We start from the raw sequence: 24,093 nt of genomic DNA, 5'->3' as shown, positions 1-24,093 counted from the left end.
GTCCAAGGAAAAGCGCCCTTATTGGACGCTGCGGCTCCGACGGCAGGGACCGAGCGCGCCTATCACCAATTGATAATCGGCGCGGGCGGCTTGCGCATCAGGGGGCGACAAGGTGCGAACCGATTGTGGCGGCAGGACTGGGGGGAGTCCGCAGGCGAGACGGTACCAGAGCAGGCTGCCCTCCTCAGGCGGGCGGGCGGCCTCGTCGACGATCTCGCCCAGCGCGACCGCCCAGCGCGGCGCCTGCCCCGGCCGGCGCAGGATGGAAAGCGACACTGGATCGTCCGTTTCCGTTCGCAGGAATATCTGCGTCTCGCCTTCTCCCGCGATGGTGCCCGCGACATGGAAGGCTTCGCCCGGTCCCAGGATGCGGGGCGGGGCATCGGGCGCAACCAGTGCGGACAGGATCGTCCGGACGCGCGCGACAGCCTGAGGCGTCGCCGGGACCTGGGCGTCGGGGCTCACCAACTGGATTTCACCAGGCCTGCTTCCGGCCCGGGCGAAGATGATCACCTCATCCTTCTTGAGCTTGGGCAGCTTGCCGCGCGCGTCAAGCGGCGCGTCGTAGAGATAGGTGACGGTAGGGCTGATGCCGCCTTCGCCGCGAATCAGGCCTAGGGTTTCCGCCTCGATATAGACGCGCCGATGCCCCTGCGGCACGCCCGTCGCGCGCTCAGGCTTCAGCGCGATGCTGTTGCGAATCCGCACATGGGCGACCATCGGGGCCTGTTCGGCCAGATCAACGACATCCGCATAGGTCAATCCGCCGACATCACGCGTTGACGCGCCGGATGATGACGTTACCATTGGAGCGTCCTGAGCAAATGCCGGAGAAACCCCGGCAGTTGCGGCGGAAATGAGGCAGGCCATCGTTAGTCTGCAAGGGCAAGTGGCGGGTTTCATCTACTGCTTCGTCCTGTATTTTCAGCCCGTGGCGCGGATGTCACAGGCAAGTGTTTCTGATAGGAAATGGTAAACGCAAATGAAGATAACGATAAAGCGTTTGCGTGCCACGATGCGTCGCGATAGGAGTTCGCTCGGTAGCAAATGAACGGACAGGGGCCAAAGGTGGCCGGGATCAGCCCGGACAGCTTGGGTCGTTTTTGGCTGATTTGTATAAACCACTGGTAAGATGAGTTAAGGAGTGTCGTTGCCGAATGGCCTATGCTGACCACTCGCAAGGATCGAGTCGCACGATATCGATCGTCATCGTCGCCCTGATTCACGCTGTTCTCGGCTATGCCTTCGTCACCGGTCTTGGCATGAAATATGTCAAAAAGGCGGCGGAACAGCTGAACGTGATCGACGTGAAGGAGGAGCCCCCGCCACCTGACGAGGAACCGCCGCCGCCGCCGCCAGACCAGCCGGTCGAGCCGCCGCCGGTCGTTGCCCCGCCGCCTATCGTTCGGACCCCGGCGCCTGCGCCGCCGATCCAGACCGTGCGGACGCCGCCCCCGGTGTTCAACCCGGTTCCGGTCGCCGCACCGCCACCGCCACCGCCGGCTCCACCGCCGCCGCCCGTTGCTGCATCGCGTGCTTCGCCACGTGGCAATCCGGGTTCGTGGCTGAGCGATGCGGACTATCCTAGCCGCGCTCAGCGTGAAGAACGCTCGGGCACTGCTGGGTTCCGCCTGGACATCGGCGCGGACGGTCGGGTGACCAACTGCACCATCACCTCCTCGACCGGTCATAGTGATCTCGATGAGGCCACCTGTCGCCTGCTGCCGCGCCGCGCGCGGTTCAAGCCGGCGAAGGGTTCCGATGGTAAGGACATGCCCGACACTTACACCGGGCGCATCACCTGGCGTCTGCCGGAATAATCCAAATGGGCGAGGCGCGCGCCCGGCGCCGCCTTTCCCAAGCTTGATCTCATTGAGAGGGAAGTCTTGAACATGTTGATGTATCTCGCAGCTGCGGCTCCCCAGGCCGAAAACCCGTACGGCCTGATGGAAGCCCTTGAACAGGGCGGCACCATCGCCTGGACCGTATTCATCATCCTGTGCGCCATGTCGGTCGGCACTTTCTACATCCTGTTCACCAAGCTGATCGAACAGCAGAAGGTGATCAGCCAGGGCAAGAAGGTCCGCGCGACCTTCTGGCGTTCGGCCTCGCTGCGCGAAGCGTCGGCCAAGCTCGAAAAGAACTCGGCCTACAAGCAGATCGTCGACGACGGCATCAAGGCGCAGGAAGAGCATGGCAAGCTGAAGGATCCGGTCGAAGCGCATGACTGGCTGCACGGTTCGCTTGCCCGTTCGGAAGGCGCGATCAACTCGTCGCTCAACGGCGGCCTGGCGTTCCTCGCCACGGTGGGTTCGACCTCGCCGTTCATCGGTCTGTTCGGTACGGTTATCGGCATCTACCGCGCGCTCATCAAGATCGGCGCCGCCGGTCAGGCCTCGATCGACGCCGTTGCCGGTCCGGTCGGTGAAGCGCTGATCATGACCGCTCTGGGTCTGGCCGTCGCCGTTCCCGCGGTGCTTGCCTACAACTTCCTGCAGCGCCGCAACAAGGCGATCGCCGAGCAGCTGAACGGCTTCACCGTCGACCTGCTGGCCTATCTGGTTTCGGACGGTGCCGTGAAGCCGACCGTTGCTGCCGCGCCCGGCGCCCCGGTTGCCAAGCCGGCCGCCACGCCGACCAAGGCCTGATCGGTCTCAAGACGACGGTTGCGGGAATCGGGTGGCGGCTGCGACCGCCCGGTTCCCCGCCGACCATGGCTCCCATACCCGTCTCCCAGACTGATGGGCGGCCATCGACACCAAGGTTAGGATAATATCAATGGCAATGAGTGTTGGCTCCGACGGCGGTGACGACAAGCCGATGTCCGACATCAACACGACGCCGCTCGTCGACGTCATGCTGGTGTTGCTCATCATCTTTCTCATCGCGGTCCCGGTCGTCGTACAGACGGTTGAGCTGCAGCTTCCCAAGGTGGAGTTCGAGCCGACCACGACGAAGCCGGAAAATGTTTCCCTGTCGATCACACAAGCCGCCGACGGCAGCTGTGCGGTTTTCTGGGGCATGACGCCGGTGACGTCGAGCGAACTGCTCGATCGCGCCGTCGCAAAGCTGGAAGCGGACATCAAGAAGGCGGGTGGCGTCGAAAATCTGAAGCCCGAAGATCTGCCCGAAGTGCATATCCGCGGTGACATCAATACACCCTATCGGTGCATTGGCGGCACCATCTACACGATGCAGCGCGCCGGTTTCCCCCGCGTGGGCTTCATCTCCGAACCGGAACCCGGTTCGGGCACCGTCCGCCTCTGATCGGTTGAAGAAGGAGAAATCCCCATGGCAATGAGTGCCGGCTCCGAAGATGGCGAACCGATGGTGGAAATGAACACGACGCCGTTGATCGACGTCATGCTCGTTCTGCTCATCATGTTCATCATCACCATCCCGATCCAGACCCACGCGGTGAAGATCGACCTGCCACAAAATGCGCCGCCTTCCGACAGCGTCATCGACCCGGTCAAGAACAAGGTTGCGATCGATGCTGGTGGCGTCATCACCTGGAACGGATCGCCGATCGACCTGCTGACCCTGCGTCAGTATCTGCAGCAGTCGCTGCGGTTGCCGGTCGAACCGGAACTCCAGTTCCAGCCCGATGCGCAGACCCGTTATGTGGTCGTCGATTCGGTGCTTGCGGAAATCAAGCGCGCAGGCGTTACCAAGCTGGGTTTCGTCGGCAACGAACAATATGGCAATTTCTGACCGCTGATTTCAGGCGCGGTGCGCTTCGCAAGGACTTCCCCTTCGCGCTTCTTGCCTGAGATCATTGGATAAAGATTGCACGGATCAAGGGTCGCCATCGGCGGCCCTTTTTTTGCGCCTTATCTTCAAGCCATGGCGCCTGCGTGGCGGTTTAACATTTTGCTTACCCGTGCGGGCTAATGTCCCGCAAAGGACTGATCATGAGCGCTAACCCGCAATTCGAACAGGATCGCAAACGCCGCGCTGCCGAACGACGCGCTGTCCAGATCGGCATTAAGGTTCGTCGTCCCGGCGAAACCTGGTTCAGCAGCCACATCGCGGATTTGTCGATTACCGGCTTTCGCCTGCAAAGCTTCATGAAATTGCGCCCTGGCGATGATCTCTGGATCATGCTGCCCGGCTTTGAAGGGCGGCGCGCGCGTGTTCTGTGGACCCGCGGGCATGAATCAGGCTGTAGCTTCGAACGGCCGTTACACCCTGCAATTCTGGATCATGTGGTGCAGATCGGGCGGCGGCAGGCCGACGCCTGACCCCGGCCATTCAGTCGGCCATGCCATCCTGAAACTGCAATCGCGCCAGTCGGGCGTAAAGGCCGTCGCGCGCGATCAGGGCCGCATGGTTGCCCTGTTCGACGATACGCCCTTCGTCCAGCACGATGATGCGATCGGCCGACCGGACCGTCGCCAGCCGATGCGCGATCACAATTGTTGTCCGCCCCTGCATCAACGTTGCGAGGGCGTCCTGCACCAGTCGTTCGGATTCAGCGTCCAGTGCGGACGTCGCTTCATCCAGCAACAGGATGGGGGCGTCGCGCAGCAGCGCGCGGGCAATGGCGATACGTTGTCGCTGGCCGCCGGACAATCGCGCGCCGCCTTCGCCCAGGAAGCTGTCCAGCCCCTGAGGCAGGTCGCGCAGAAACATCTCGGCATTGGCTGCCCGCGCCGCGTCCCATATCTGCGCATCCGTTGCATCCCAGCGCCCATAGCGCAGGTTGTCGCGCGCGGACGCGGCAAAGATGACGCTGTCCTGCGGCACCATCGCCATCATCGCGCGGAGATCCGCCGGCGCCAAGTCAGGCAGGGCGACGCCGTTCAGGCGGATGGCCCCGGCATCGGGATCATAAAAGCGCAGCGCCAGCTGGATCAGCGTTGATTTGCCTGCGCCCGAAGGTCCGACCACGGCCACCGTCTCCCCGGGATGGATGTAGAGGTCGATGCCGTGAAGCGCCGCCTGGTCGGGCCGCGTGGGATAGTGGAACCGCACCTGATCGAATGTCAGGCGCGCGCCGCGCTCCATCGGCGGAAGCATGTGCGTCCGCGCGGGCGGGCTGATCTCTGGCGCAGCGGTCATGAGTTCGCCCAGCCGGCTTGCCGCGCCTGCGCCGCGCAGCAGGTCGCCCCAGCTTTCCGACAGCGAGCCGAACGCGCCAGCAACAAGGCCCCCGGTCAGGACGAAGGCGGCAATGCTGCCACCCGACAGCCGTCCCGCGGCAACGTCGATCGCGCCCAGCCACATGACGCCGGTAATCGCGCCAAAAATGAGCGCGAAGGCGACCGCCGTCATCATCGCGCGCAGCCGGATGCGCTGCCGCGCCGTGGCAAAGCCGCGTTCCACCGTCGCACGGAAGCGGGCCGCTTCCCGCTCTTCCTGCCCGAACGCCTGAACGATCTTCATCGCGCCCAGCACTTCGGTCGCGGCGCTGCCAATGTCGGCCAGCCGGTCCTGGCTGGCGCGCGAAAGGGTGCGCACCCGCCGGGCAAGGCCGATCAGCACCAGCAGGACGACCGGAATGCCGAGCAGCAGCAGCGCGGCGAGTTTCGGCGCGAGTGCGAACAGGTAGACAAGGCCACCGATCGCCGTGACCATGTTGCGCAGTGCTACCGATACGGTGGAGCCGACGACCTGCTCCACGATCGCGGTATCCGCCGTCATGCGCGACGCGATCTCCGACGGGCGGTTTTCCTCGAAGAAACGGGGTGCCTGTCGCAGCAGATTGGCCTGCGTCGCACAGCGTATGTCGGCCACGACGCGCTCGCCCAGCCAGGATACGAAGTAGAAGCGCAGCGCGCTGGCCAGCGCCAGCACGATGACGATCATCAGCAGATATTCGAACCAGCGGCCAATGTCGCCGCCGCCCATGAACCCCTTGTCGATGACCAGGCGAAATCCGTTGGGAATGGCGAGCGTCGCGGCTGATGAGACGATAAGGGCGATCAGCGCACCCGCGATCCTGCCGGGATAACGACGCGCGAAGCGCCAGAGCATCGCCAGATTGCCAAGCGCCGGCCGCGTGTTCGAAATGCTGCTGTCATCCGCCATGACGAGCGCTTAGCAGCCTGCCTTGTCGCCCTCAATGGCTCCTTCAGCCCGCCGGCGCGACGGCCCCGGCCAGTTCCATGATCCGCGCCGGTGCGGCTTGCCCGGTCAGGGCATAGGCCATGTTCCCGACCTCCCAATAGGCGACGACGTCGGCGGCGCGCCGTTCGATCAGGGGCTTGGCCTCGGCCGGTGTTTCGGCGCGGTCGGCGAAAAAGGACAGATGTTCGCCGCGCGGCGTTTCCAGCGCCATGGCGATGGCCGGGCTGTCGGACGTCGGGAACAACTGAACGTCCGTAATGCGCCAATCGCGCGGCAGTTCGGGCAGGACGATGCCGGTGGCGTTCTCGATCTCCTGCGGGTTGAGGGTTGCGCTTTCCACCTGCGACGCCATCGCCTGGCGCAGCAGTCCCGCGCGGCGAGAAGCGGCCGCCTCATCGAGGAAACTGCTTGCCTGCGCGGCCTGCGGAAATTCGCCCAGTTCGCCGCGCGCGATCCAACCCGCGCCGATCAAAGCCGCGATCCCGGCGGCGCGCTGGATATGACGCCAGGTCCGGCCGCGGTCGTTGTCATTGGCGACCGGCACAGAGGTGTCGCGTCGACGGCCGACCAGCGTCCCTTTGGTCCCGTCCTTTACCAGCCGAAAGTCGATATGGGGCCAGCGTTGTCGCCAGCGGCGCGCGACCAGTCGTTCGCCGGGCCGCGCCGCATCGTCCAGCAGTACGACGCCATTGGGGGACAATCGTGCGAACAGGTTGTCTGCCGCGCCGCGCACGAGCGGATGCACGCTCCAGGGCGGACCGTCGATGATGATGAGGTCGATCTGGTCCGGCACCCCGTCCAGCGCATACCAGCGCCCCGGCCAGTCGCTGCTGTCCTGAGTCAGCGGAGCGTGGCGAATGTCGACCGACAGGCCATGGTCGCCCAGCCATTGCCGCGTCGCATCAACGAACCCACCATGCTGGTCGAAACTGTGCAATTGCCCGCCGCCATGTAGTTGCAAAGCGCGCGCAGCCACTAGCGATGACGCGCCCGCGCCTAGTTCCACCACATGGGCCGGGCGCAGCCGGGCAATTTCCCGAACAATATGCCGTAAAAAGCCGACATCCGCCTTCCAGCTTCCCAGATGCGGCAGGGCGTCATGGGCAAGACCCAAATCGTCAAGCAAGGCCCGCTTGTCCGCCTTGCGACCGCCCGACAGGCTGGCGAGCAGCCACGGCCAGCCAATCGCCCCGAAACCGATGCGCCACGCCATGTCGGACAGCCGGCGCGACCATTGCGCGTCCGTCAAGTGCCTGTCGTCAAGGGGCAGGAAACCGGTAAGCTCACGGGACGTCACGGACAATCATCTCCTGATGCAGGCAAGGCGGCGACTCTATGCCCGTTCATGCGGCGCGCGCATAGGGTGCAAGATGATCCGGCACGCAATTGCAGTAAGGCAACCGGCCTGTGACAGTATCTTAGCGGTCGTCTTTCAATAACCCAGCGTCAGGCCCACAGCATAATATTTTGGCCCGACATTGGCCTTGGCCCGAACCTTGGGCAGCAATGGCATGGCGACCGTGGCGTAGGGGCGGATGTTATCGCCGCTAATCCGCGCACCAGCACCGATCCTTGCTGACAGGGGGATGGTATAGGCCGCTTCCACCCGCCCATAGAGCTTGGTGTCGCCATCGCGGAGATAAACGCCGCCGCCTGGCGTCAGGCTGAAACCGGCCATATCGAAGGCATAGCCCGCCCCGATTTCGGTGCCCCAATGACCGTCGGCGCGGCCATAGTTGATTTCAGCGCCCAACCCCTGGGCCAAGGCGGCCTGAGGCGCGGCAAAAGCGGCGGCAGCGAACAGGAATGGCATGATCTTCATGATCAAGGCCGCTAGGGAGTCAGCCTTGCCCCAGCAAGCGCGCGCCGATGAGGCGAGTCGCCTGCGCGCCAGACTGCCGTCATCCCTCCAGGTCGACGCGCTTGACCGGCTGCACTTCCGCATAGGGCATGATCATCCGGCCGTCCGGAGCAGCGGTGAAGGTCGTCTGTGTCGGATAGGCGAACTCGATGCCGCGCTCGTTGAACTGACGCAGGATGGCGAGGCCGATATTGTGACGGATGTTGTAGATATCGTCCCATCCCGGCAGATAGACTTCGAATTCCAGCTCGAAATCAAGGCTGGACGCGCCAAATCCGACAAAGCCGGACCGAACGAAGGTGCCGCCCAGATCATCGACGATGCCCTTGAGGATGTCGGGGATCTGTTCGGCGACATCCGGGGCGGTCTGGTAAATGACGCCGATGGCGAATTTAAGCCGGCGATGGTCGAGTGTGTGGTAGCTGGTGATTTCCTTTTGCAGCAGATTGGCGTTGGAAATCACTTTCTTCTCACCCGTCAACGCGCGCAGCCGGGTCGATTTAAGGCCGATCTTTTCCACTGTGGCAGTCGTCGTGTCATAGGAAATGGATTCGCCCCGGCGAAACGGCTTGTCGAAAATGATCGACAGCGCTGCGAACAGGTCGGAAAAAATTCCCTGCGCGGCAAGGCCGATGGCGATGCCGCCGATGCCAAGGCCCGCGACCAGGCCGGTGACGTTGACGCCCAGATTGTCGAGAACGACGATCCCTGCGATCGCGAACAACGCCACCGTCACCAGCACGCGGATCAGGCCCATGGCATTGGCGAGCGTTTCGCCCTGGCCATCCTCCGCCAATGTGCGCCGTTCGATCAGGCCCAATATGACTTCGCGCGCCCAGATCGCGCCCTGCAAGACGGTGGCGATGGTGAACAGGAAAACGATGGTGCGATAGACGACGGGCGGCGCGTCGGCATAACCCGCCACCAGCCGGGCGGACACCATCACCATGAAGAAATGCGTGGTCTTTGCGACCGTCCGGCCCAGCACATTGGTGTAGCCGATCGTATCACCGCGGCTGCCCTTGTACCGCTTGCCCAGTCCTTTGAGCGTGGCGAGCAGCAGATAGATGACGACGGCCGCGCCGATGGCGATCAGGATCTGCATATAATGGACGGCAAACCAGTCGGCCGTATCTCTCCACATCGCCTGAAAGTCGGGCGCGCGCATGGTTTTTGTCGGGAGGGCGGGGTCTTTTGCGTCGGCCATGCCTGTCCTGTCTTGCTGGCTGGAATATCGAGGCGGATCGCGGACCCGCCGGTTTAGCTCCGGGGGTAGAGCATGACGGTGGTCGGGTTCAAGCCGCTGCGGCCAATGGGCTACAATCGGCGATGTCGTCGAGGAAGGCGATGAGGCCCCGTTCCATGCGGGAGAGATAGCGGGTGCGGCGCGGCAGACGCAGCGTGCTGCGCCAATCCTCCTGGTCATCCTTGCACAAGGCGATAAGGGCGGGATGGATATAGGATTTGCGGCTGATCGCCGGCGTGTTGCCGAGCGCTTCAGCGACCGGCGCGATCATTGCCTTGAGCGACACCGGGCCGGTCGCAAGCTGTTCGAACGCGATGACGGACGCGCCCCAGGTGCGGAAATGCTTGGCCGTAAAGGGCGCGCCCATGGCCTCGGCAATATAGGCGTTGACGTCGGACGAATTGATCGGACGGGCGTCGCCGTCTTCATCCAGATATTGGAACAGATGCTGGCCGGGCAGGTCCTGCACCTGCCGCACGAAGCGCAGCAGCCGCGTATCCGTCACCGCCAGTTCCCGATCCTGGCCCGATTTGGCGCGATAGCGCAGCATGATCTTGCGTCCGGCGATGTCAAAATGGCGCCGCCGCAGCGTTGTGGCGCCGAAACTCTTGTTGGTGGTGGCATAATGTTCATTGCCCACGCGCAGCTTGGCCAGATCCAGCAGACGGACGACGGCGGCAATCGTGCGGTCCTTGCGCAGGCCACGCTTCGACAGGTCGCTGTCCAGCTGCGCGCGCAACCTGGGCAGGGCGCGGCCGAAGTCCGGGCAGCCGGCATATTTCGCCGCCTCCTGCGCTGCGCGGAAATCGGGATGATAGCGATATTGCTTGCGTCCCCTGTCGTCATATCCCGTCGCCTGGATATGGCCAAAGGGGGAGGCGCAGAACCAGCAGTCGCGATAGGCGGGGGGCAGGGCGATGGCGTTCAGCCGGTCGATTTCGTCCCGGTCGGTGATTCGCTGCCCATCACCATCATAATAGGCCCATCCGCGTTTGAGCGCGCGTCGCGTGATGCCGGGGCTTGTATCATTCGTGTGGACGAGTGCGGACTGGGCCATATTTTCCTTCTCATGCCGCAAAACCCGCCGTTCATCGCTTCGTTCCGCAACCCCGCGGGCGCTCGCCCGTTGAAGGATTTCACCCCAAACGAAGGAGAGATTTATGCCAGCCATTGAGCAGAGCCGCATCCTGATCGTCGCCACCGACGGGTTTGAACAGTCCGAATTGTTCGAGCCGCGCCAGAAGCTGATCGACGCCGGTGCGAAGGTCACGCTCGCGTCGCCCGCCACTGATCCGATCCAGGGCATGCAGCATGATGAAAAGGGCGATACGATCACGCCCGACATGACCTTGGAGTCCGTCAAGATCGAGGACTATGACGGGCTGGTGCTGCCCGGCGGCGTCGCCAATCCCGACACGCTGCGTACCAATGAGCGCGCGGTGCGCATCGTCCGCGACTTTGTCGCATCGGGCAAGCCCGTCGCCGCCATCTGTCACGGTCCCTGGCTCTTGGTCGAAGCAGACTCCGTCGATGGCAAGACCGTCACGTCCTGGCCGTCCGTGCGTACCGATCTTGCCAATGCCGGCGCGCAGGTCGTCGATCAGGAAGTCGTGGTCGACGGCAATCTGATCACCAGCAGGAACCCGGACGACATCCCCGCCTTTGTCGACGCCTTCAAGAAGGCGGTGACGCAAGGGGCTGCGGTCCCCGCCTGAATCGACGGATAGCGTCGCCGCCTGATTGCCACGGCATGGGGCGGCGGCGTAGCATCGACAGATGCGCCAGCGCCAATGTCGCGCTGATGGCCGTCAACGGCCACGCGAGCGGCAGCAGTTGAGGAACTGTGACTGCCACGCCGACAGCGATGGCGACACTTGTGATGGCCAGCATGGTCGTCCTAAGGTCGCCGTCCGGTCCCCGAAGCCAGAGGATACCGGTCGCGACGCCCGCGATGAATGACAGGGCGAAGCGGGCATTGCTGCCGTCCATCATCCCAAGCGTCGCCAACAGTATCAGCAGAAGTGCGCCGGCGATGGCGCGGGTCGTTTTGCCCAGCAGGCGAACGCAGGCCGGATAGACCAGCGTTTCGCTCAGGATCGCTACCAGTGCTATCGCCTGCGCATCCTGCGGGCGATGCGCGATTACGGCAATGATCGCCATTGCGCCCCAGGGCAGCAGCCGCGCCGGGGCCATGCGGATATGGCTGATCCAGTCCAGTGCGCTGCCACGCGCGTTCCAGCGCCGATCCGCCACCCGCACCTGAAATCCGCCGACCAGGAACAGCACCTCCGCACCCCAGGGTAGCCATTCGCTCCGCCCCAGCCATGGCAAGGCCAGGAACAGGCCAAGCAGCAGTCCGTGTGCCGCGGTGAGCGGCGTCATATCGCCCCTCACGCCATCGCCCCGTTGCCCTGAGCGATGGCTCTGTCCAGTTGCTGTTTGGCCGCCGCCTTGCGCTTGCGCGTCAGATAGGTGTCGAGCCCGATCTGCAATGCCAGCATCATGAAGATGAAGGGCTGATAGGCGATGCCCACGAACAGCGATCCGATCATGTAGATGATGTGGCCCTGTTGCAGCGCCAGCGCGAAGGGCGCGACCCAGGCATCGTCCGGGCCATCACGCTTGCGATAGGCGCGGCGGATCGCTTCGGTACGGATGAAGCAGATGAGGTGCAGCAACGCCCACACCGCAAAGCCGAAATAGCCCTGCTCGCCCAAAAGTTCGAAATAGGCGCTATGATAGGCGCGGCCCCGGTCCGTCACCAACCGCCGCTCGACTCGCGTGCCGCCGCTGTCCGTGACCGTGCTCTGCGCGAAATAGGTAAAGCTGTTCTGCAGATAATTGTCGAAGCCGCCCCCGCCCGGATGCTCCTTCACATAATCGAGCGTCCACATCCACACCGCGACCCGGGTAGAGGCGCTTTCATCCCCCTGGTGATTTTCGATGGTCTGCATCCGCTGCGTGAAGCTGGCCGGCAGGAAGGGGATGGAGATCAGCGCCGCCAGCAGCATCAGCGGGCCGTAAACAAATTTGCGCTTCGAACGCATCAGCATCAGCCCGGCCAGAATGACGATGCAGACAAGGCCGGTGCGCGCCTCTGTCCCGACCGGCATCAGCAGGCAAGCGAGGCACAGGCAGTAGCAAAACATCTTCACCTTCCAGTCGGGCGGGAAGACCGTGCCATGTTTCGACAGCCACAGGATCAGCGGGATCAGCGAGATCGCGACGCAGGATATGATACTGCCTTCATAGAGGCCGCTGTTATTTTCAACCATCAGGTTGAGCACGCCATAGCCGCCGCCCGACAGGGCCGTCTTCATGCCGCCATTGATGATGATCGTGCTGGCGCACAGCACCATGAACAGGGCCAGCGCCTCGATCCGCAGCCTCGTGCGCAGCACCAGCGGCAGGAAGACGCCCGCGATGATCGCCTTCCACACCCAATTCCATTTGGTCAGTGCCTCGACCGGGAAATCGGCCGTCAGCGTGGTATAGCCGCACCAGGCGAGCAGCAGCAGCATCAATCCCTGCCGCGCGGAAAAACGGCAATCCTTCTTGTCATCGACCAGCAGCCATGCGCCCACCATCATCGCAAAGGCGATTGCGGAAATCGGAATCGAATTGAGCAGGAAATAGGAAAGTCGCTGCGGCGAAACGATGTCGATATAGGCATAGACCGCGACCAGCAGGAACGGCCGCCGCAGCCCCATCAACCCGAACAGGCCAAGGAACGCGATGAAGAACAGGTCACGCATCGCCATGCGGCTCCTGCGCCGGCGGATCGCGATCCAGATCGGCACGCGGCAAAAGCCGCCAGGCGGCGAGCAGGATGACGCCATGGCTGATCAACAGGGACAAAGTGTCTATCATGGCTCGCTTGCATTATCGCTTCGGGACCTGTGTCCTAGCCTGACAGAGTTGACGGGCCGTTAAACCTTTTGCCGCAGACAGGACCGGCTATGACTCGCATTCTTCATGTGCTGGACCACAGTCTGCCGATGCACAGCGGCTATACGTTCCGGACCCGGGCGATCCTGCGTGCGCAGATCGCCAAAGGGTGGGATGTGCGCGGGATTACGGGGCGGCGGCATAGCGCCGCCGGACCGGATGAGCAGATGGTGGACGGTCTGGTCTTTCACCGCACGCCTGGAACGCCGGCGGCGGGCAATGCACTGGTGCGCGAGTGGCGCGATCTCGCCGCCCATACCGAAGCGATCGAGGCTCTGGTGCAGCGATGGCGGCCCGATGTGATTCATGCGCATTCGCCGGTCCTGAACGCCATCGCCGCGCAGCGCGTCGCGCGGCGGCACGGCATTCCGATGATCTACGAAATCCGCGCTTTCTGGGAGGATGCGGCGGTCGGCAACGGCACGGGGCGGGAAGGCAGCCCCCGATATTGGCTGACGCGACAGCTGGAAACCCGCGCCGTGCGGGATGCCGATGCGGTCGCGGTGATATGCGAAGGCCTGCGCGGCGATCTTGTCGCGCGCGGCATTGATCCGTCCAAGATCATCGTGTCGCCCAATGGCGTCGATATGGATCAGTTCGGGGCGCCGGTGCCGCGCGATCCTGGCCTGACGGCAAAGCTGGGGCTGAACGGCGCGGACGTGGTCGGCTTCATCGGCAGCTTCTATGATTATGAGGGGCTGGGCGACCTGATCGCCGCCATGCCGCGACTCGTGCGCGCGCGGCCGCAGGCAAAGCTGCTGCTGGTCGGTGGCGGACCCATGGAGCAGGCGTTGCGCGCGCAGGCGATGGCGTCGCCCTTCGCCGATCATATCGCCTTCGTCGGCCGCGTGCCGCATGATCAGGTCGAACATTATTATGCGCAGGTCGATGTGCTGACCTATCCCCGCAAGGCGATGCGGCTGACCGATCTGGTGACGCCGCTCAAGCCGCTGGAGGCGATGGCCCAGGGCAGGCTGGTGGCTGCTTCCGATGTCGGCGGTCATCGCGAACTGATTGAGGACGGGGTGACGGGCATGTTGTTCGCCCCCGACGATCCGGCGGCGATCGCCGATTCGCTTGCCGCCCTGTTCGCCGATCGCGCGCAATGGGATGAACGCCGCCGGGTCGCGCGCGCCTATGTCGAGCGTGAACGGAACTGGTCATCCAATATTCTGCGTTACGAACCTGTTTACCAACTGTTGCTAGCACGGTCGCGTGAGAGTCGCGCGGCGGCGTGAACGAAAACGAAGGTCGAGAGGTTGAACAGGGCGAGCGCCAGACGGGGAACGGCAATGGCGGCGCTGGCAGGCGTCGCTGCCGCTGTCGCCTTGCTGGCGACGCCGGTCGGCCTGTTGGAAATGCTGGTGGCCTCGAGTGGCCTGAGCGAAGCGGTGCCGGCAGCCGCGCCGCCACTCGGGGTGACGGCGCGGCTGATGATGGCCGGGTTTGTGGGGCTGTTGATTACAGGGGCTGTCGCGGCGATCCGCGATCCGCGCCAGGCCGAGGATGAACGGGATACGGACGGGCGACCGCTGAGCGCCCAAGGAGCAAGACAGATGGGTTTCGCCTTTTCCAAGCTGACAGCCCTTGCGCGGGGCCGCGCCACGCCGACCGGTGTGGCGGAGGCCCCGGCGCTTCGCCGCGCCGACGCGCATCCCGACGCGCCGCCGCGTCCGCCCATCTTCGCCAGCCGCGATTTTGACGGGGTCGAGATTTTTGCCCGGCCCGACGCCAAGCGCCGCCCCCTGGTCGTCGCGCCCGAGCCAGAGGCGCGCTCTGTCGTGCCGATGCAGGGTTTTGCCGCGCGTTCGCCGGATGACATGGCGAAAGAGGATCAACCCATCCCGGCCTTTGCGCGCCCGGTTGGTCTAGCCGAGCCGACAGCCGAACCGCCCGCGTTCCGGGCGGATACAGAACAGCCCGCAGTGCTTCGGGACGATGAACCTGCCGATCACGAGCCGGTCGAGGCAGCCCGGCCCGCGCCGCTACCGCTGCCCACGCATGGCCTGTCGGTCGCCGAACTGACCGATCGGTTGGAACGGGGCCTGGCGTCCCGCCGCCGCGTCACCCCTGCGCCCGTGCTGGCCGACATGCCGGTAGCACCGGCCGTGCCGGTGCGCGACAGCGTCGCACCTGACGCGGACGAAGCCTTGCGCGCGGCGCTCGGCACCTTGCGCACGATGGCGGAACGGCGGCGCTGATCCGCGCGGCTACCAGTCGCGGATGGTCAGGGCCGACAACCGGACCCAGACATCCTCATCCGCAACCCCTTCGCCATCGACTGCGATGTCTGCCACGAAATGGCCGGGTAGGGTCCATTCCGCGTCGTCCAGACCAGCGAGCAGCCGATCTTTTTGTTTCTGCGCTTCCGCGCCGCTGAAGCGCAGCCAGATCGTATGGCGCTGCCCTTCGAACAAGGCGCTGGCCCATGGACGGCTGGTCGTGCGATCGATCACCGTCGGACGGCCTGCCCTCAGCAGTAATTGCGCCAGCAGAAGCGGCAGCGGATCGGCCCCACGGCGGCGGATATCTTTATTTCGGAGCAGATTGGGGCGGCCGAAATGTGCATCCATGCTTGTCATTGGCCATGGCTCCTGCGATAAGTGTTCATGAAATGTTCCACGCGCCTCGTTAGTCGCGCTCCCGGTTCGCGGCCGCGCCGCAGTCAAACACCAGCCGCGGATCGCGGGCGCTACTGCGACCAAAGCGCGTTGGCGGCATGTCATGTGACGCAGGAATCGTTCAATGACCGGCAAAAGCATCTGTTTCGTTTCCCCTTGTTGTCGACTCGTGTTGGTAAGTCGATAGGTGAAATCCTATCTTCATTTCCAATTTCCTACTTGTCTATTTAAATTCCTACGGTAATGGACTGAATATGGATCAATCGCAGGACGCGCGTGCCACACTGGATCGGCTGATTGCCGACCGGGGGGACAATTATGCGGATCTGTCCCGCCTGATCGGCCGCAACGCCGCTTATATTCAGCAGTTCATCAAGCGTGGCACGCCGCGCAAGTTGGACGAGGATGATCGGCGTGTTTTGGCGCGCTATTTCGGCGTGTCGGAAGATATGCTGGGGGGGGTGGCGTCCGCCGCTCCTGCGCCCGTGCGCGGTCGCGGTCTGCCCGCCGTCGTTTCCGTTCCGCGGCTGGCGCTGGGTGCGTCGGCCGGCGGCGGCACATTGGATGACGATGAGCGTACGGCCGGCGTCATGGCCTTCGACGCGCGCTGGCTCCGCCATCTGGGGGTGCGGCCGCAGCGCGTCTCGATCATTCGCGTCGATGGCGAATCGATGGCGCCGACGCTGAGCGACGGGGACGACATCATGGTGGATCATGATGATGACGCCGACCGGTTGCGCGATGGCGTCTATGTGCTGCGGCTGGATGGCGTATTGATGGTGAAGCGCATCGCCATGGGGCCGCTGCGGGGTCGGTTCAGCGTCTTGAGCGACAATGCCCATTATCCCGACTGGACCGACATCGACCCGACACTGGTCGACATCGTCGGACGCGTCGTATGGACGGGCCGGCGCTTGCACTAGCCCCGCTTCATCCCCATTGCTTGGCGGCAGCGCGATGCTGGGCACGAACCGGGAGCAGGATGTTTTGAACGACAATGGCGCGGTGATTCGCAAGGCGATCGAATGGCGCGGCGCGCCGATGGCACTGGCGACCGTGATTTCCACCTGGGGTTCCGCGCCGCGCCCGCGTGGCAGCCATATGCTGGTGCACCAGGATGGCCGACTGGAAGGAAGCATTTCGGGCGGGTGCGTGGAAACCGACGTGTTGCAACGCGCAGCGGAGGTCATTGCCGGCCGGCCCGCGCATGTGCATCGCTATGGCGTTGCGGACGGCGATGCCTGGGATGTCGGCTTGCCGTGCGGCGGCGAGATCGCAGTGCTGGTGCAGCCGGTATCGGACGCAGGCTTTCCGCCCCATCTGTTCGACGTGGTGGCGAAGGCCAGCGCAGTGGGACGGGCTGCGACGCTGGCCACCGATCTTGCCACTGGCCAGACGCGCGAGGGCGATGGGGAGGGCGCATTCCTCAACCGCTACGATCCGCCGCGCCGCCTGTTGATCGTCGGCGCGGTGCAGATCGCCCAGTCGCTGGTTCCCCTGGCCCAGGCGATCGGGGTTGCCCCGGTCGTGATCGATCCGCGCGGGCGCTTCTTGACGGCGGAGCGGTTTCCGGGCGTGGAACTGGACGATCGCTGGCCCGATGACGCCATTGCCGCGCGCCATCCCGGTGAATCGACGGCGGTCGTGACGCTCAGCCATGACATCAAGATCGACGACCCCGCGCTGACGGCCGCGTTGAACGCACCGACCGGCTATATCGCCGCCCTGGGTTCGCGGCGCAGCCATGCGGCGCGGCTCGACAGGTTGACCGCCGCGGGGTTTGACGCGGATGCGCTTGCGCGAATCGACGGCCCGGCAGGGCTGGATATCGGCGCGATCGGTCCCGCAGAAATCGCCCTGTCAATCACGGCAGGCATGATTGCGGGTTTCAATGCAAAGGGTTAGGGATGGGCGCCCCCCGCCGCAAGGGATGGGCAGGGGGCGTGTCCTGAAGCTGTCGGGCACCAGTGACGGCCGCCCCGTATCAGAGCGCCGGGAAACAGCAATAGAAAAACAGGCAATCTATTAAACTTTATATTCGTAAAATTGCAAATCTTTGTAATATAATTGCAAGATTAGCAGCACCGGCCTCCATTGCGTCCTCCATAACGGGCTTGCTGCCGGTCTCGGAAAAAGCTGGTGCGGTCCATCACCGGCTTGGTGGGGTGATGATCGGCCATATGGCGCAGATAGGCATCATAATCGGGGATGCCAACCATCATATGGGCCGCCTGCCGCAGCTTTTTGATAAACCCCGTCATCGCGCCGGTGCCAGACTGGCCGGGATCTCCCATGCCGTAGGGGCGGCGCTGCGCCGGGCCGCGATACAGGTGCGGACGGTGAAATAGAGGATCGCAAGGACAACCGCCAGGAACAGGCCCACCAACGCGGCATCGATTCGATCGTTGAAGATGATGCGCTGCATCTCGCCCATGGATTTCGCCGGGCTAAGCAGCGTGCCGGCTTCTGCCGCTTCGCTGAATTTCGCGGCATGCGCCAGGAAACCAACCTTGGGATCAGCGGAAAACAGCTTGAGCCAGCCTGCCGACAATGTGCAGATCAGCAGCCAGACGGTTGGCAGCATCGTCACCCAGGCGAACCGGTCCCGCTTCATGCGGAACAGCACGGCGGTGCCCAGCATCAGCGCAATCGCCGCCAGCATCTGGTTCGAAATGCCGAACACCGGCCACAAGGTATTCACCCCTCCCAGCGGATCGGTGACGCCCTGATAGAGGAAAAACCCCCAGGCCGCGACGCACAGGGCAGTGGCGATGATGCCGGGCATGTGGCTGTCGCTGTGCTTGAAGGCCGGGACGACAAGGGCGATCAGATCCTGCAACATGAAGCGACCCGCCCGCGTGCCCGCGTCGACGGCTGTCAGGATGAACAGCGCTTCGAACAGGATGGCAAAATGATACCAGAAGGCCTTCATTGTCGGCCCGCCTACGACATGGCTGAAGATTTCCGCCATGGCCACGGCCAGCGTCGGCGCGCCGCCCGCGCGGCTGATGATCGTATGTTCGCCCACATCCCGCGCTGTCTGGGTGATGGTATCGGCCGATATGGGAAAACCCATGGCGGTGACGGCGGCGGACGCGCTGGCGGCGTCAGTGCCGATCAAAGCCGTCGGGCTGTTCATGGTAAAATACACGCCCGGGTCCAGGATCGACGCGCCGACCAGCGCCATAATCGCCACGAACGCCTCCATCAGCATCGCGCCATAGCCGATCATGGGCGCATCGCCTTCGCTGGCGATCAGCTTGGGGGTGGTCCCGCTGGAAATCAGCGCATGAAATCCCGACACCGCGCCGCAGGCGATGGTGATGAACAAGAAGGGAAACAGACCACCGGCCCAGACCGGCCCGTCGCCGGCGACGAATCGCGTCAGCGCCGGCATCTGGAGCGGCGGCGCCATGATGACGATGCCGATGGCGAGCGCGGCGATTGCCCCGATCTTGAGAAAGGTCGACAGATAGTCGCGCGGCGCGAGCAACAGCCAGACAGGCAGCACGGACGCCACCGCGCCATAGCCGATCAGGATCCAGCAAAGCTGTATCGGCGTGAAGGTGAAGGCCGGCCCCCAGGTCGGAGATTGCGCAACCGCCTGTCCGTACATGATCGCGGCGATCAGGCCAATGAGGCCCAGCACCGACACCTCGCCGATCCGGCCCGGCCTGATCCAGCGTGTATAGGCGCCCATTGCCATGGCGAGCGGCACGGTGGCCGCAACGGTGAACATGCCCCAGGGGCTTTCGGCCAGCGCCTTGACCACGATCAGCGCCAACACGGCCAGAATGATGACCATGATCATGAACGCGCCGAACAGGGCGATCGTGCCGGCAACCTGGCCCATCTCCATGCGGATGAGTTCGCCCAGCGACTTGCCGTCGCGGCGCATGGAAATGAACAGGACCATGAAATCCTGCACCGCGCCGGCCAGCACCACGCCGAAGATGATCCACAGCGTGCCGGGCAGATAGCCCATCTGGGCGGCGAGCACGGGCCCTACCAGCGGCCCGGCGCCCGCGATCGCCGCGAAATGATGGCCGAACAGGACGGTGCGGTCGGTCGCGACATAATCCAGGCCATCGGCGCGCCGCACGGCGGGGGTGGGCCGTGCAGGATCTATCCGCATGACATGCCGGGCGATGAACAGCGCATAATAGCGATAGGCGACCAGAAAGCAGCTGACCGCTGCGACGACGATCCACAGGGCGTTGACGCTTTCCCCCCGTGACATCGCCACGACGGTCAGGGCCACGACGCCGATAATGGCTGTCACTATCCAGGGAATATGCCGGGTCACGCCGCCTTGCTCCGCTTGTTCAGGACTTTGGCCTCACCCTAGGGGGGCGGGCGGCAAAGACAACCGCCTTAGCGCCGCCGCGCAAATGGCCAGTCGATGACGTCGCTCACCCACAGCGCCCACCAGATGATGACCGGTTGCAGCGCCAGCCGCGGTCCATGATACCACCAACTCAGGTGCACGCCGTTCAGCGGAATGTCGCTGAGCGCATGATGGATATTGGCCGGCCATACGCACAGCGCATAAAGCGCCAGTCCGATGCCCGCAGCGTGGCGAAAGGGTGGCAGCATCAGGCCTATCGACCCGGCGATTTCGGCGATGCCGGTCAGCCAGATGACAGTGGCTGGATAGGGCACCCAGTCGGGTGTGATCGCGATGAATCCCCCTGGCGAACGCAAATGCGCTACCCCTGCGATCAGATAGGCCAATGCCAGGACGGCGCGGGCGATCCGGCGGGGGCGGCTGTCAGCGATCATTTCATCCCGATCGGAAAAAAGGCATATCGTTCATAATGCTGGGGCTGGCAGGGACATGTCTGTATTGTCCGGCTGTCTTTGGCGGGTCACGAAGGAATGACGATTGCGACTATCATCGATACGACGCCATATTGTGCGCAAATTCAAGGGTGGTGAAGCGAAAACAGAGCGACAGCCCGTTCCCGACCAGCAAAAGAGCAGTGACGACGATATCAGTTTTCTGCCGGACATGAACGAATGGGTCCGCAACCATTATGTCGGCGTCGTCGACGAATTTGTCGCGGCCATCGGCAGTCTGGAGGGGAAACGCATCCTGGACCTGGGGTGCGGCGAGATGCTGATGACCTATGGCCTCGCCTCGCGCGGCGCCGAGCAGGTCATCGGTCTGGATATCACCACGCCGGACCCGGACAAAAGCCTCAAGACCCTGGTCGATGGCGGTTTCCCCGACGCCGCCAATTTCAGGGATCGTGTCACCGCTGTCGTCTATGACGGCAAATCCATGCCGTTTCCGGACGCGCATTTCGACATCATATTCTGCTGGGGCGTCATGGAGCATGTCGCCGATGTCCCCGCCGTGCTGGCCGAAATCAAGCGCGTGCTCAGGACAGGCGGGGTCGCCTTCATCAAGGTTTTCCCCTGGTTCCATTCCTATTTCGGCAGTCACCTGTCGGATTTCGTCCCCGTGCCTTTCGCGCATCTGACGCATGACAGGGCGGCGATGCGCGCCATCATTGAAAAGACGGCACACGAGCAGTCGGTTGTGCACCCCAACCTGATCCTGGGTCATATGTGGAAGGAATATCTCACGCTGAACCGCTATTCGGCAGACATGTTCTACCGCGACGTCAAGGCGGCGGGCTTTTCGCGCGACATATGGACGCTCATCAGCCGCCAGCACGACCTGACGGATGCGCCGCCGGGATATGAGTTGTCCCAGCTCATGGTGTCCGGTTCCGACACGATCCTGTACAAATGAAGCGGGCGCCTCCGCACGAAGGCGCCCGTCAGTAAATCCCGCCCTGATCCTGCAGGAAGTCGGCGTCGGTACGCTGCCGCCCGCGCGCCACGGCGGCTGCCGCCTTGGCATCGGCCGCCTTCGCCTGCGCTTCGGCCTCTTCCTTGCGGATCGACCGGCGCGGCTCGGTTTCGGGCTTGAACGCTTCCCAGATGACCGCGGGTTTGGGATCGTTGGTTGGCCACACGCCATAGACGCGCTTGCCCGAACGACGGTCGATCGTGACCATGCGGATGCCCGCCGGCGCGACAAAGGGCGTCTTGGGCATGGTTTCCAGGATCGGCGCCATCGCCGCCTTCCAGATCGGCGCGGCGATCCGGCCGCCCTGCGCCCATCCGCCCAGGCTCCGGGGCTTGTCATAGCCGACATAGACTCCCGCAACCAGGTCGGGCGATCCGCCCACGAACCAGACATTGGTGGGGCCGTTGGTGGTGCCGGTCTTGCCGAACAGCGGGCGCTTGAGATCAGCCAGCACGGTGGCGGTGCCGCGCAGCACCACGCCCTCGGCGATATGCACGACCTGATAGGCGGTCATCGGGTTCATCACCTGCCGCCCTTCAAAACCGAAGCGTGGCATGGGCTTTCCGTCCCAATTGGCCATGTTGCACCCGTCGCACGGGCGCCAGCGTTCGGGCCAGATCACCCTGCCGCGCCGGTCCTGCACATAATCCATGACCTTGGACGGATTCTGTTTTCCCTGGTTGGCCAGCGTCGCATAGGCATTGACCATCCGCTCGACCGTTGTTTCGCCCGCACCCAGCGCGAAGGAGAGGTAGGGCTGATAATCGCCAATTCCCATCGCCTTGATCGTGCGCACGACCCGGTCCATGCCGGTCTGGCTGGCGGCGCGCACCGTCATCAGGTTGCGCGATTGCTCGACGCCCCAGCGCATGGTTTGCGGCCCGGCGCTGCCGCCGGAAAAGTTGCGGAAGCATTTCTGCCCCAGCCCCGCGCCCTGGTAAACGCACAGCGGCCCATCGACGATGATCGACGCGGGCGTCATGCCATTGTCCAGCGCGGCGGCATAGACGAAGGGCTTGATCGTGGAGCCGGGCTGGCGCTGCGCCTGCGTCGCGCGGTTATAGGAGGAGAGGCGCGAATCGAACCCGCCCTGCATCGCGCGAATACGGCCGGAATGCACTTCCTGCACCACCATGCCGCCTGACACTTCCGGGACGGTGCGCAAAGCCCAGTCATCGCCATTCTTGGCCACGACAATCAGGTCGCCGGCCTTCAACGCGGAAAAGGCGGGGCCGCCGGTTCGGCGATAGGGCGTCTGCGCCAGCGACGCGGGCAGGGTGCCGGTGCTGCCGTCCGAAAAGCCGATCTGCGCCTGGGACGATGATCGATCGATGACGACGGCGATGCGCCAGCCCTCATAATCGACGCCGACATAGCTGGCGGCCAGTTCACGCTCCCAGCCCCGGTCGGGATCGATATGCCCCACCGGACCAGACCAGCCGCGCCCCGCGCCAAAGCGCAGCAATCCGTTGCGCAGCGCATCCTTGGTGCGTTCCTGCGCCACGGGATCATAGGGGCTGCGCACCCACAGGCCACCGGCATAGACGCTATTGGGGCCGTCCTGCGCCTTTTCACCGAAGCGGTCGATCAGGCGACGGCGCACCTCTTCCATATAATAGCCCCCTGCGCGCGCGTCGAAGCTCGATCCGCGCACAGTGACGGTGCCCAGGGGTTGCGCCTGCGCCTGCGCGCGCTGCGTGGCGGAGATCCAGCCATTGCGCTCCATTTCGCCCAGCGCCCAGTTGCGCCGTTCGATCGCGCGGGCGTGGCCGGTTTCGCTTTCGGGGCGATAATTGGCCGGCCCCTTGGGCAGGATCGCCAGATAGGCCATTTCAGGCAGGCTGAGGTCGGCGACATCCTTGTCGAAATAGGCGCGCGCCGCCGCCTGCACGCCATAGGCGTTGCGGCCAAGGAATATCTGGTTGAGGTAGAGTTCCAATATCTGCTGCTTGGACAGGACATTTTCCATGCGCCAGGCCAGGATCATCTCCTTGACCTTGCGCGTGGGCGAATATTCGTCGCCGATCAGCAGGTTCTTGGCCACCTGCTGCGTGATGGTCGATCCGCCACGCGCGCGCTGGCCCGACCCCAGCTTGCTGACATAGTCGGCGACGGCGCCGGCAAAGCCCGGAAAATCAACGCCATGATGCTCGAAAAACGTCTTGTCCTCGGCGGCCAGATAGGCGCGGATTAGCAGCGCGGGATAATCGCTATATTGCAACTGCACCCGCCGTTCGCGGGCGTAGCTGTGCACCGGCTGCCCGTTGATGTCGCGCACCATGGTGGGCAGCGGCGGCTCATATTCCAGCAGGGTCGCCGCATCGGGCAGGCCGCGCGCGAAAATCAGCCAGAACAGGAAGATCGCGAGCAGGAAGCCGCCCAGCAGGACCGCCAGCCAGCGGAACAGCCGCCGGCCCCATAGCGGCCGCAGCCGCGCCATGGCGCCGCCCGCGTCACGGCGCAGGCGATAGGCAAAGGATGTCGGGGCGGTATCGGAATGGGCCTCTTCCATGGGGAAGAGGCT

The 24,093-nt window shown here is 64.0% G+C and carries 24 protein-coding genes and 1 pseudogene; 11 read left to right on the top strand and 14 right to left on the bottom strand.

Features of this window, described 5'->3' with window-relative positions; all coding sequences use genetic code 11:
* Window positions 1-18: 18 nt before the first annotated feature.
* Window positions 19-807: a hypothetical protein gene (locus tag SKA58_RS12270; protein ID WP_009822761.1), complete on the bottom strand. Its 789-nt coding sequence runs from the start codon at window positions 805-807 to the stop codon at window positions 19-21.
* Window positions 808-1,157: 350 nt separating this feature from the next.
* On the opposite strand from SKA58_RS12270, the gene SKA58_RS12265 reads away from it, so the two are divergent.
* The 5 genes from SKA58_RS12265 to SKA58_RS12245 all read left to right on the top strand — a co-directional run bounded on the left by SKA58_RS12265 (window position 1,158) and on the right by SKA58_RS12245 (window position 4,244).
* Entirely contained in the window at window positions 1,158-1,820 is a 663-nt protein-coding gene (locus SKA58_RS12265; RefSeq protein ID WP_009822760.1) for an energy transducer TonB, read from the top strand.
* Between the two features lie 72 nt (window positions 1,821-1,892).
* Window positions 1,893-2,648 carry a MotA/TolQ/ExbB proton channel family protein gene (locus SKA58_RS12260; RefSeq protein WP_009822759.1) on the top strand — a complete coding sequence of 252 codons (756 nt, stop codon included), beginning with the start codon at window positions 1,893-1,895 and terminating at the stop codon, window positions 2,646-2,648.
* A 130-nt stretch (window positions 2,649-2,778) separates the two neighbouring features.
* Complete coding sequence (locus SKA58_RS12255; RefSeq protein WP_021227926.1) at window positions 2,779-3,267, top strand: ExbD/TolR family protein; 489 nt, start codon at window positions 2,779-2,781, stop codon at window positions 3,265-3,267.
* A 24-nt stretch (window positions 3,268-3,291) separates the two neighbouring features.
* On the top strand, window positions 3,292-3,714 hold the full coding sequence (locus SKA58_RS12250) for an ExbD/TolR family protein (protein WP_021227927.1): 423 nt from the start codon (window positions 3,292-3,294) through the stop codon (window positions 3,712-3,714).
* 200 nt (window positions 3,715-3,914) lie between these two features.
* Entirely contained in the window at window positions 3,915-4,244 is a 330-nt protein-coding gene (locus tag SKA58_RS12245) for a PilZ domain-containing protein (RefSeq protein WP_037543540.1), read from the top strand.
* A gap of 10 nt (window positions 4,245-4,254) precedes the next feature.
* Here the strand turns inward: SKA58_RS12245 and SKA58_RS12240 are convergent, their stop codons facing one another.
* From SKA58_RS12240 to SKA58_RS12220, 5 genes are all read right to left on the bottom strand, one after another.
* Window positions 4,255-6,033 carry an ABC transporter transmembrane domain-containing protein gene (locus SKA58_RS12240; protein ID WP_009822755.1) on the bottom strand — a complete coding sequence of 593 codons (1,779 nt, stop codon included), beginning with the start codon at window positions 6,031-6,033 and terminating at the stop codon, window positions 4,255-4,257.
* Window positions 6,034-6,076: 43 nt separating this feature from the next.
* Complete coding sequence (locus tag SKA58_RS12235) at window positions 6,077-7,369, bottom strand: class I SAM-dependent methyltransferase (protein WP_037543105.1); 1,293 nt, start codon at window positions 7,367-7,369, stop codon at window positions 6,077-6,079.
* 135 nt (window positions 7,370-7,504) lie between these two features.
* Complete coding sequence (locus SKA58_RS12230; RefSeq protein ID WP_009822753.1) at window positions 7,505-7,894, bottom strand: hypothetical protein; 390 nt, start codon at window positions 7,892-7,894, stop codon at window positions 7,505-7,507.
* A gap of 79 nt (window positions 7,895-7,973) precedes the next feature.
* Complete coding sequence (locus SKA58_RS12225) at window positions 7,974-9,140, bottom strand: mechanosensitive ion channel family protein (RefSeq protein WP_009822752.1); 1,167 nt, start codon at window positions 9,138-9,140, stop codon at window positions 7,974-7,976.
* Between the two features lie 88 nt (window positions 9,141-9,228).
* Complete coding sequence (locus SKA58_RS12220; RefSeq protein WP_009822751.1) at window positions 9,229-10,236, bottom strand: DNA topoisomerase IB; 1,008 nt, start codon at window positions 10,234-10,236, stop codon at window positions 9,229-9,231.
* A 103-nt stretch (window positions 10,237-10,339) separates the two neighbouring features.
* On the opposite strand from SKA58_RS12220, the gene SKA58_RS12215 reads away from it, so the two are divergent.
* Complete coding sequence (locus SKA58_RS12215; protein WP_009822750.1) at window positions 10,340-10,894, top strand: type 1 glutamine amidotransferase domain-containing protein; 555 nt, start codon at window positions 10,340-10,342, stop codon at window positions 10,892-10,894.
* Here SKA58_RS12215 and SKA58_RS12210 read toward each other — a convergent pair.
* Both SKA58_RS12210 and SKA58_RS12205 read right to left on the bottom strand, forming a co-directional pair.
* A complete protein-coding gene (locus SKA58_RS12210) occupies window positions 10,854-11,561 on the bottom strand; it encodes a hypothetical protein (RefSeq protein WP_009822749.1) in 708 nt (235 codons plus the stop codon). The genes SKA58_RS12215 and SKA58_RS12210 overlap by 41 nt on opposite strands.
* 8 nt (window positions 11,562-11,569) lie before the next feature.
* Entirely contained in the window at window positions 11,570-12,934 is a 1,365-nt protein-coding gene (locus tag SKA58_RS12205; RefSeq protein WP_037543536.1) for a putative O-glycosylation ligase, exosortase A system-associated, read from the bottom strand.
* Between the two features lie 204 nt (window positions 12,935-13,138).
* Between SKA58_RS12205 and SKA58_RS12200 the strand changes: the two genes are divergently transcribed.
* Window positions 13,139-14,365: a TIGR04063 family PEP-CTERM/XrtA system glycosyltransferase gene (locus SKA58_RS12200; RefSeq protein ID WP_009822746.1), complete on the top strand. Its 1,227-nt coding sequence runs from the start codon at window positions 13,139-13,141 to the stop codon at window positions 14,363-14,365.
* Window positions 14,366-14,419: 54 nt separating this feature from the next.
* Entirely contained in the window at window positions 14,420-15,328 is a 909-nt protein-coding gene (locus SKA58_RS12195; RefSeq protein WP_009822745.1) for a hypothetical protein, read from the top strand.
* Between the two features lie 9 nt (window positions 15,329-15,337).
* Here SKA58_RS12195 and SKA58_RS12190 read toward each other — a convergent pair whose 3' ends face one another.
* Together SKA58_RS12190 and SKA58_RS19505 are read right to left on the bottom strand one after the other, a co-directional pair.
* Window positions 15,338-15,709 carry a hypothetical protein gene (locus tag SKA58_RS12190; protein ID WP_009822744.1) on the bottom strand — a complete coding sequence of 124 codons (372 nt, stop codon included), beginning with the start codon at window positions 15,707-15,709 and terminating at the stop codon, window positions 15,338-15,340.
* A pseudogene (locus SKA58_RS19505) lies at window positions 15,706-15,889 on the bottom strand (hypothetical protein). Before SKA58_RS19505 ends, SKA58_RS12190 begins: the two are co-directional and overlap by 4 nt.
* Before the next feature lie 113 nt (window positions 15,890-16,002).
* Between SKA58_RS19505 and SKA58_RS12185 the strand changes: the two are divergent.
* Both SKA58_RS12185 and SKA58_RS12180 read left to right on the top strand, forming a co-directional pair.
* Window positions 16,003-16,671: a S24 family peptidase gene (locus tag SKA58_RS12185; protein ID WP_009822742.1), complete on the top strand. Its 669-nt coding sequence runs from the start codon at window positions 16,003-16,005 to the stop codon at window positions 16,669-16,671.
* 64 nt (window positions 16,672-16,735) lie between these two features.
* The gene (locus SKA58_RS12180; RefSeq protein ID WP_037543535.1) at window positions 16,736-17,653 is read left to right on the top strand and encodes an XdhC family protein; all 918 of its coding nucleotides are present in this window, start codon (window positions 16,736-16,738) and stop codon (window positions 17,651-17,653) included.
* A gap of 170 nt (window positions 17,654-17,823) precedes the next feature.
* On the opposite strand, the gene SKA58_RS12175 is transcribed toward SKA58_RS12180, so the two are convergent.
* The 3 genes from SKA58_RS12175 to SKA58_RS12165 all read right to left on the bottom strand — a co-directional run bounded on the left by SKA58_RS12175 (window position 17,824) and on the right by SKA58_RS12165 (window position 20,530).
* On the bottom strand, window positions 17,824-18,009 hold the full coding sequence (locus tag SKA58_RS12175; protein ID WP_037543102.1) for a YbdD/YjiX family protein: 186 nt from the start codon (window positions 18,007-18,009) through the stop codon (window positions 17,824-17,826).
* On the bottom strand, window positions 18,006-20,054 hold the full coding sequence (locus SKA58_RS12170; RefSeq protein ID WP_037543100.1) for a carbon starvation CstA family protein: 2,049 nt from the start codon (window positions 20,052-20,054) through the stop codon (window positions 18,006-18,008). The genes SKA58_RS12175 and SKA58_RS12170 overlap by 4 nt, the downstream gene beginning before the upstream one ends.
* 68 nt (window positions 20,055-20,122) lie before the next feature.
* Entirely contained in the window at window positions 20,123-20,530 is a 408-nt protein-coding gene (locus SKA58_RS12165; RefSeq protein WP_009822738.1) for a DoxX family protein, read from the bottom strand.
* A 133-nt stretch (window positions 20,531-20,663) separates the two neighbouring features.
* Here SKA58_RS12165 and SKA58_RS12160 point away from each other — a divergent pair, with 133 nt between their 5' ends.
* Complete coding sequence (locus tag SKA58_RS12160; protein ID WP_009822737.1) at window positions 20,664-21,509, top strand: class I SAM-dependent methyltransferase; 846 nt, start codon at window positions 20,664-20,666, stop codon at window positions 21,507-21,509.
* Between the two features lie 28 nt (window positions 21,510-21,537).
* Here the strand turns inward: SKA58_RS12160 and SKA58_RS12155 are convergent, their stop codons facing one another.
* Entirely contained in the window at window positions 21,538-24,081 is a 2,544-nt protein-coding gene (locus SKA58_RS12155) for a penicillin-binding protein 1A (protein ID WP_009822736.1), read from the bottom strand.
* Window positions 24,082-24,093 lie beyond the last annotated feature (12 nt).

The sequence above is a fragment of the Sphingomonas sp. SKA58 genome, from assembly GCF_000153545.1.
In the GTDB taxonomy this organism is placed as follows: Bacteria; Pseudomonadota; Alphaproteobacteria; order Sphingomonadales; family Sphingomonadaceae; genus Sphingobium; species Sphingobium soli.
This window is presented reverse-complemented; position numbering and strand designations above follow the sequence as displayed.

Excerpts from the sequence above, each read along its gene's own strand:
- SKA58_RS12270 (WP_009822761.1), bottom strand. The coding sequence starts at position 807 with ATGGTAACGTCATCATCCGGCGCGTCAACGCGTGATGTCGGCGGATTG.
- SKA58_RS12265 (WP_009822760.1), top strand. The coding sequence starts at position 1,158 with ATGGCCTATGCTGACCACTCGCAAGGATCGAGTCGCACGATATCGATC.
- SKA58_RS12260 (WP_009822759.1), top strand. The coding sequence starts at position 1,893 with ATGTTGATGTATCTCGCAGCTGCGGCTCCCCAGGCCGAAAACCCGTAC.
- SKA58_RS12255 (WP_021227926.1), top strand. The coding sequence starts at position 2,779 with ATGGCAATGAGTGTTGGCTCCGACGGCGGTGACGACAAGCCGATGTCC.
- SKA58_RS12250 (WP_021227927.1), top strand. The coding sequence starts at position 3,292 with ATGGCAATGAGTGCCGGCTCCGAAGATGGCGAACCGATGGTGGAAATG.
- SKA58_RS12245 (WP_037543540.1), top strand. The coding sequence starts at position 3,915 with ATGAGCGCTAACCCGCAATTCGAACAGGATCGCAAACGCCGCGCTGCC.
- SKA58_RS12240 (WP_009822755.1), bottom strand. The coding sequence starts at position 6,033 with ATGGCGGATGACAGCAGCATTTCGAACACGCGGCCGGCGCTTGGCAAT.
- SKA58_RS12230 (WP_009822753.1), bottom strand. The coding sequence starts at position 7,894 with ATGAAGATCATGCCATTCCTGTTCGCTGCCGCCGCTTTTGCCGCGCCT.
- SKA58_RS12225 (WP_009822752.1), bottom strand. The coding sequence starts at position 9,140 with ATGGCCGACGCAAAAGACCCCGCCCTCCCGACAAAAACCATGCGCGCG.
- SKA58_RS12220 (WP_009822751.1), bottom strand. The coding sequence starts at position 10,236 with ATGGCCCAGTCCGCACTCGTCCACACGAATGATACAAGCCCCGGCATC.
- SKA58_RS12215 (WP_009822750.1), top strand. The coding sequence starts at position 10,340 with ATGCCAGCCATTGAGCAGAGCCGCATCCTGATCGTCGCCACCGACGGG.
- SKA58_RS12210 (WP_009822749.1), bottom strand. The coding sequence starts at position 11,561 with ATGACGCCGCTCACCGCGGCACACGGACTGCTGCTTGGCCTGTTCCTG.
- SKA58_RS12205 (WP_037543536.1), bottom strand. The coding sequence starts at position 12,934 with ATGCGTGACCTGTTCTTCATCGCGTTCCTTGGCCTGTTCGGGTTGATG.
- SKA58_RS12200 (WP_009822746.1), top strand. The coding sequence starts at position 13,139 with ATGACTCGCATTCTTCATGTGCTGGACCACAGTCTGCCGATGCACAGC.
- SKA58_RS12195 (WP_009822745.1), top strand. The coding sequence starts at position 14,420 with ATGGCGGCGCTGGCAGGCGTCGCTGCCGCTGTCGCCTTGCTGGCGACG.
- SKA58_RS12190 (WP_009822744.1), bottom strand. The coding sequence starts at position 15,709 with ATGACAAGCATGGATGCACATTTCGGCCGCCCCAATCTGCTCCGAAAT.
- SKA58_RS12185 (WP_009822742.1), top strand. The coding sequence starts at position 16,003 with ATGGATCAATCGCAGGACGCGCGTGCCACACTGGATCGGCTGATTGCC.
- SKA58_RS12175 (WP_037543102.1), bottom strand. The coding sequence starts at position 18,009 with ATGACGGGGTTTATCAAAAAGCTGCGGCAGGCGGCCCATATGATGGTT.
- SKA58_RS12165 (WP_009822738.1), bottom strand. The coding sequence starts at position 20,530 with ATGATCGCTGACAGCCGCCCCCGCCGGATCGCCCGCGCCGTCCTGGCA.
- SKA58_RS12155 (WP_009822736.1), bottom strand. The coding sequence starts at position 24,081 with ATGGAAGAGGCCCATTCCGATACCGCCCCGACATCCTTTGCCTATCGC.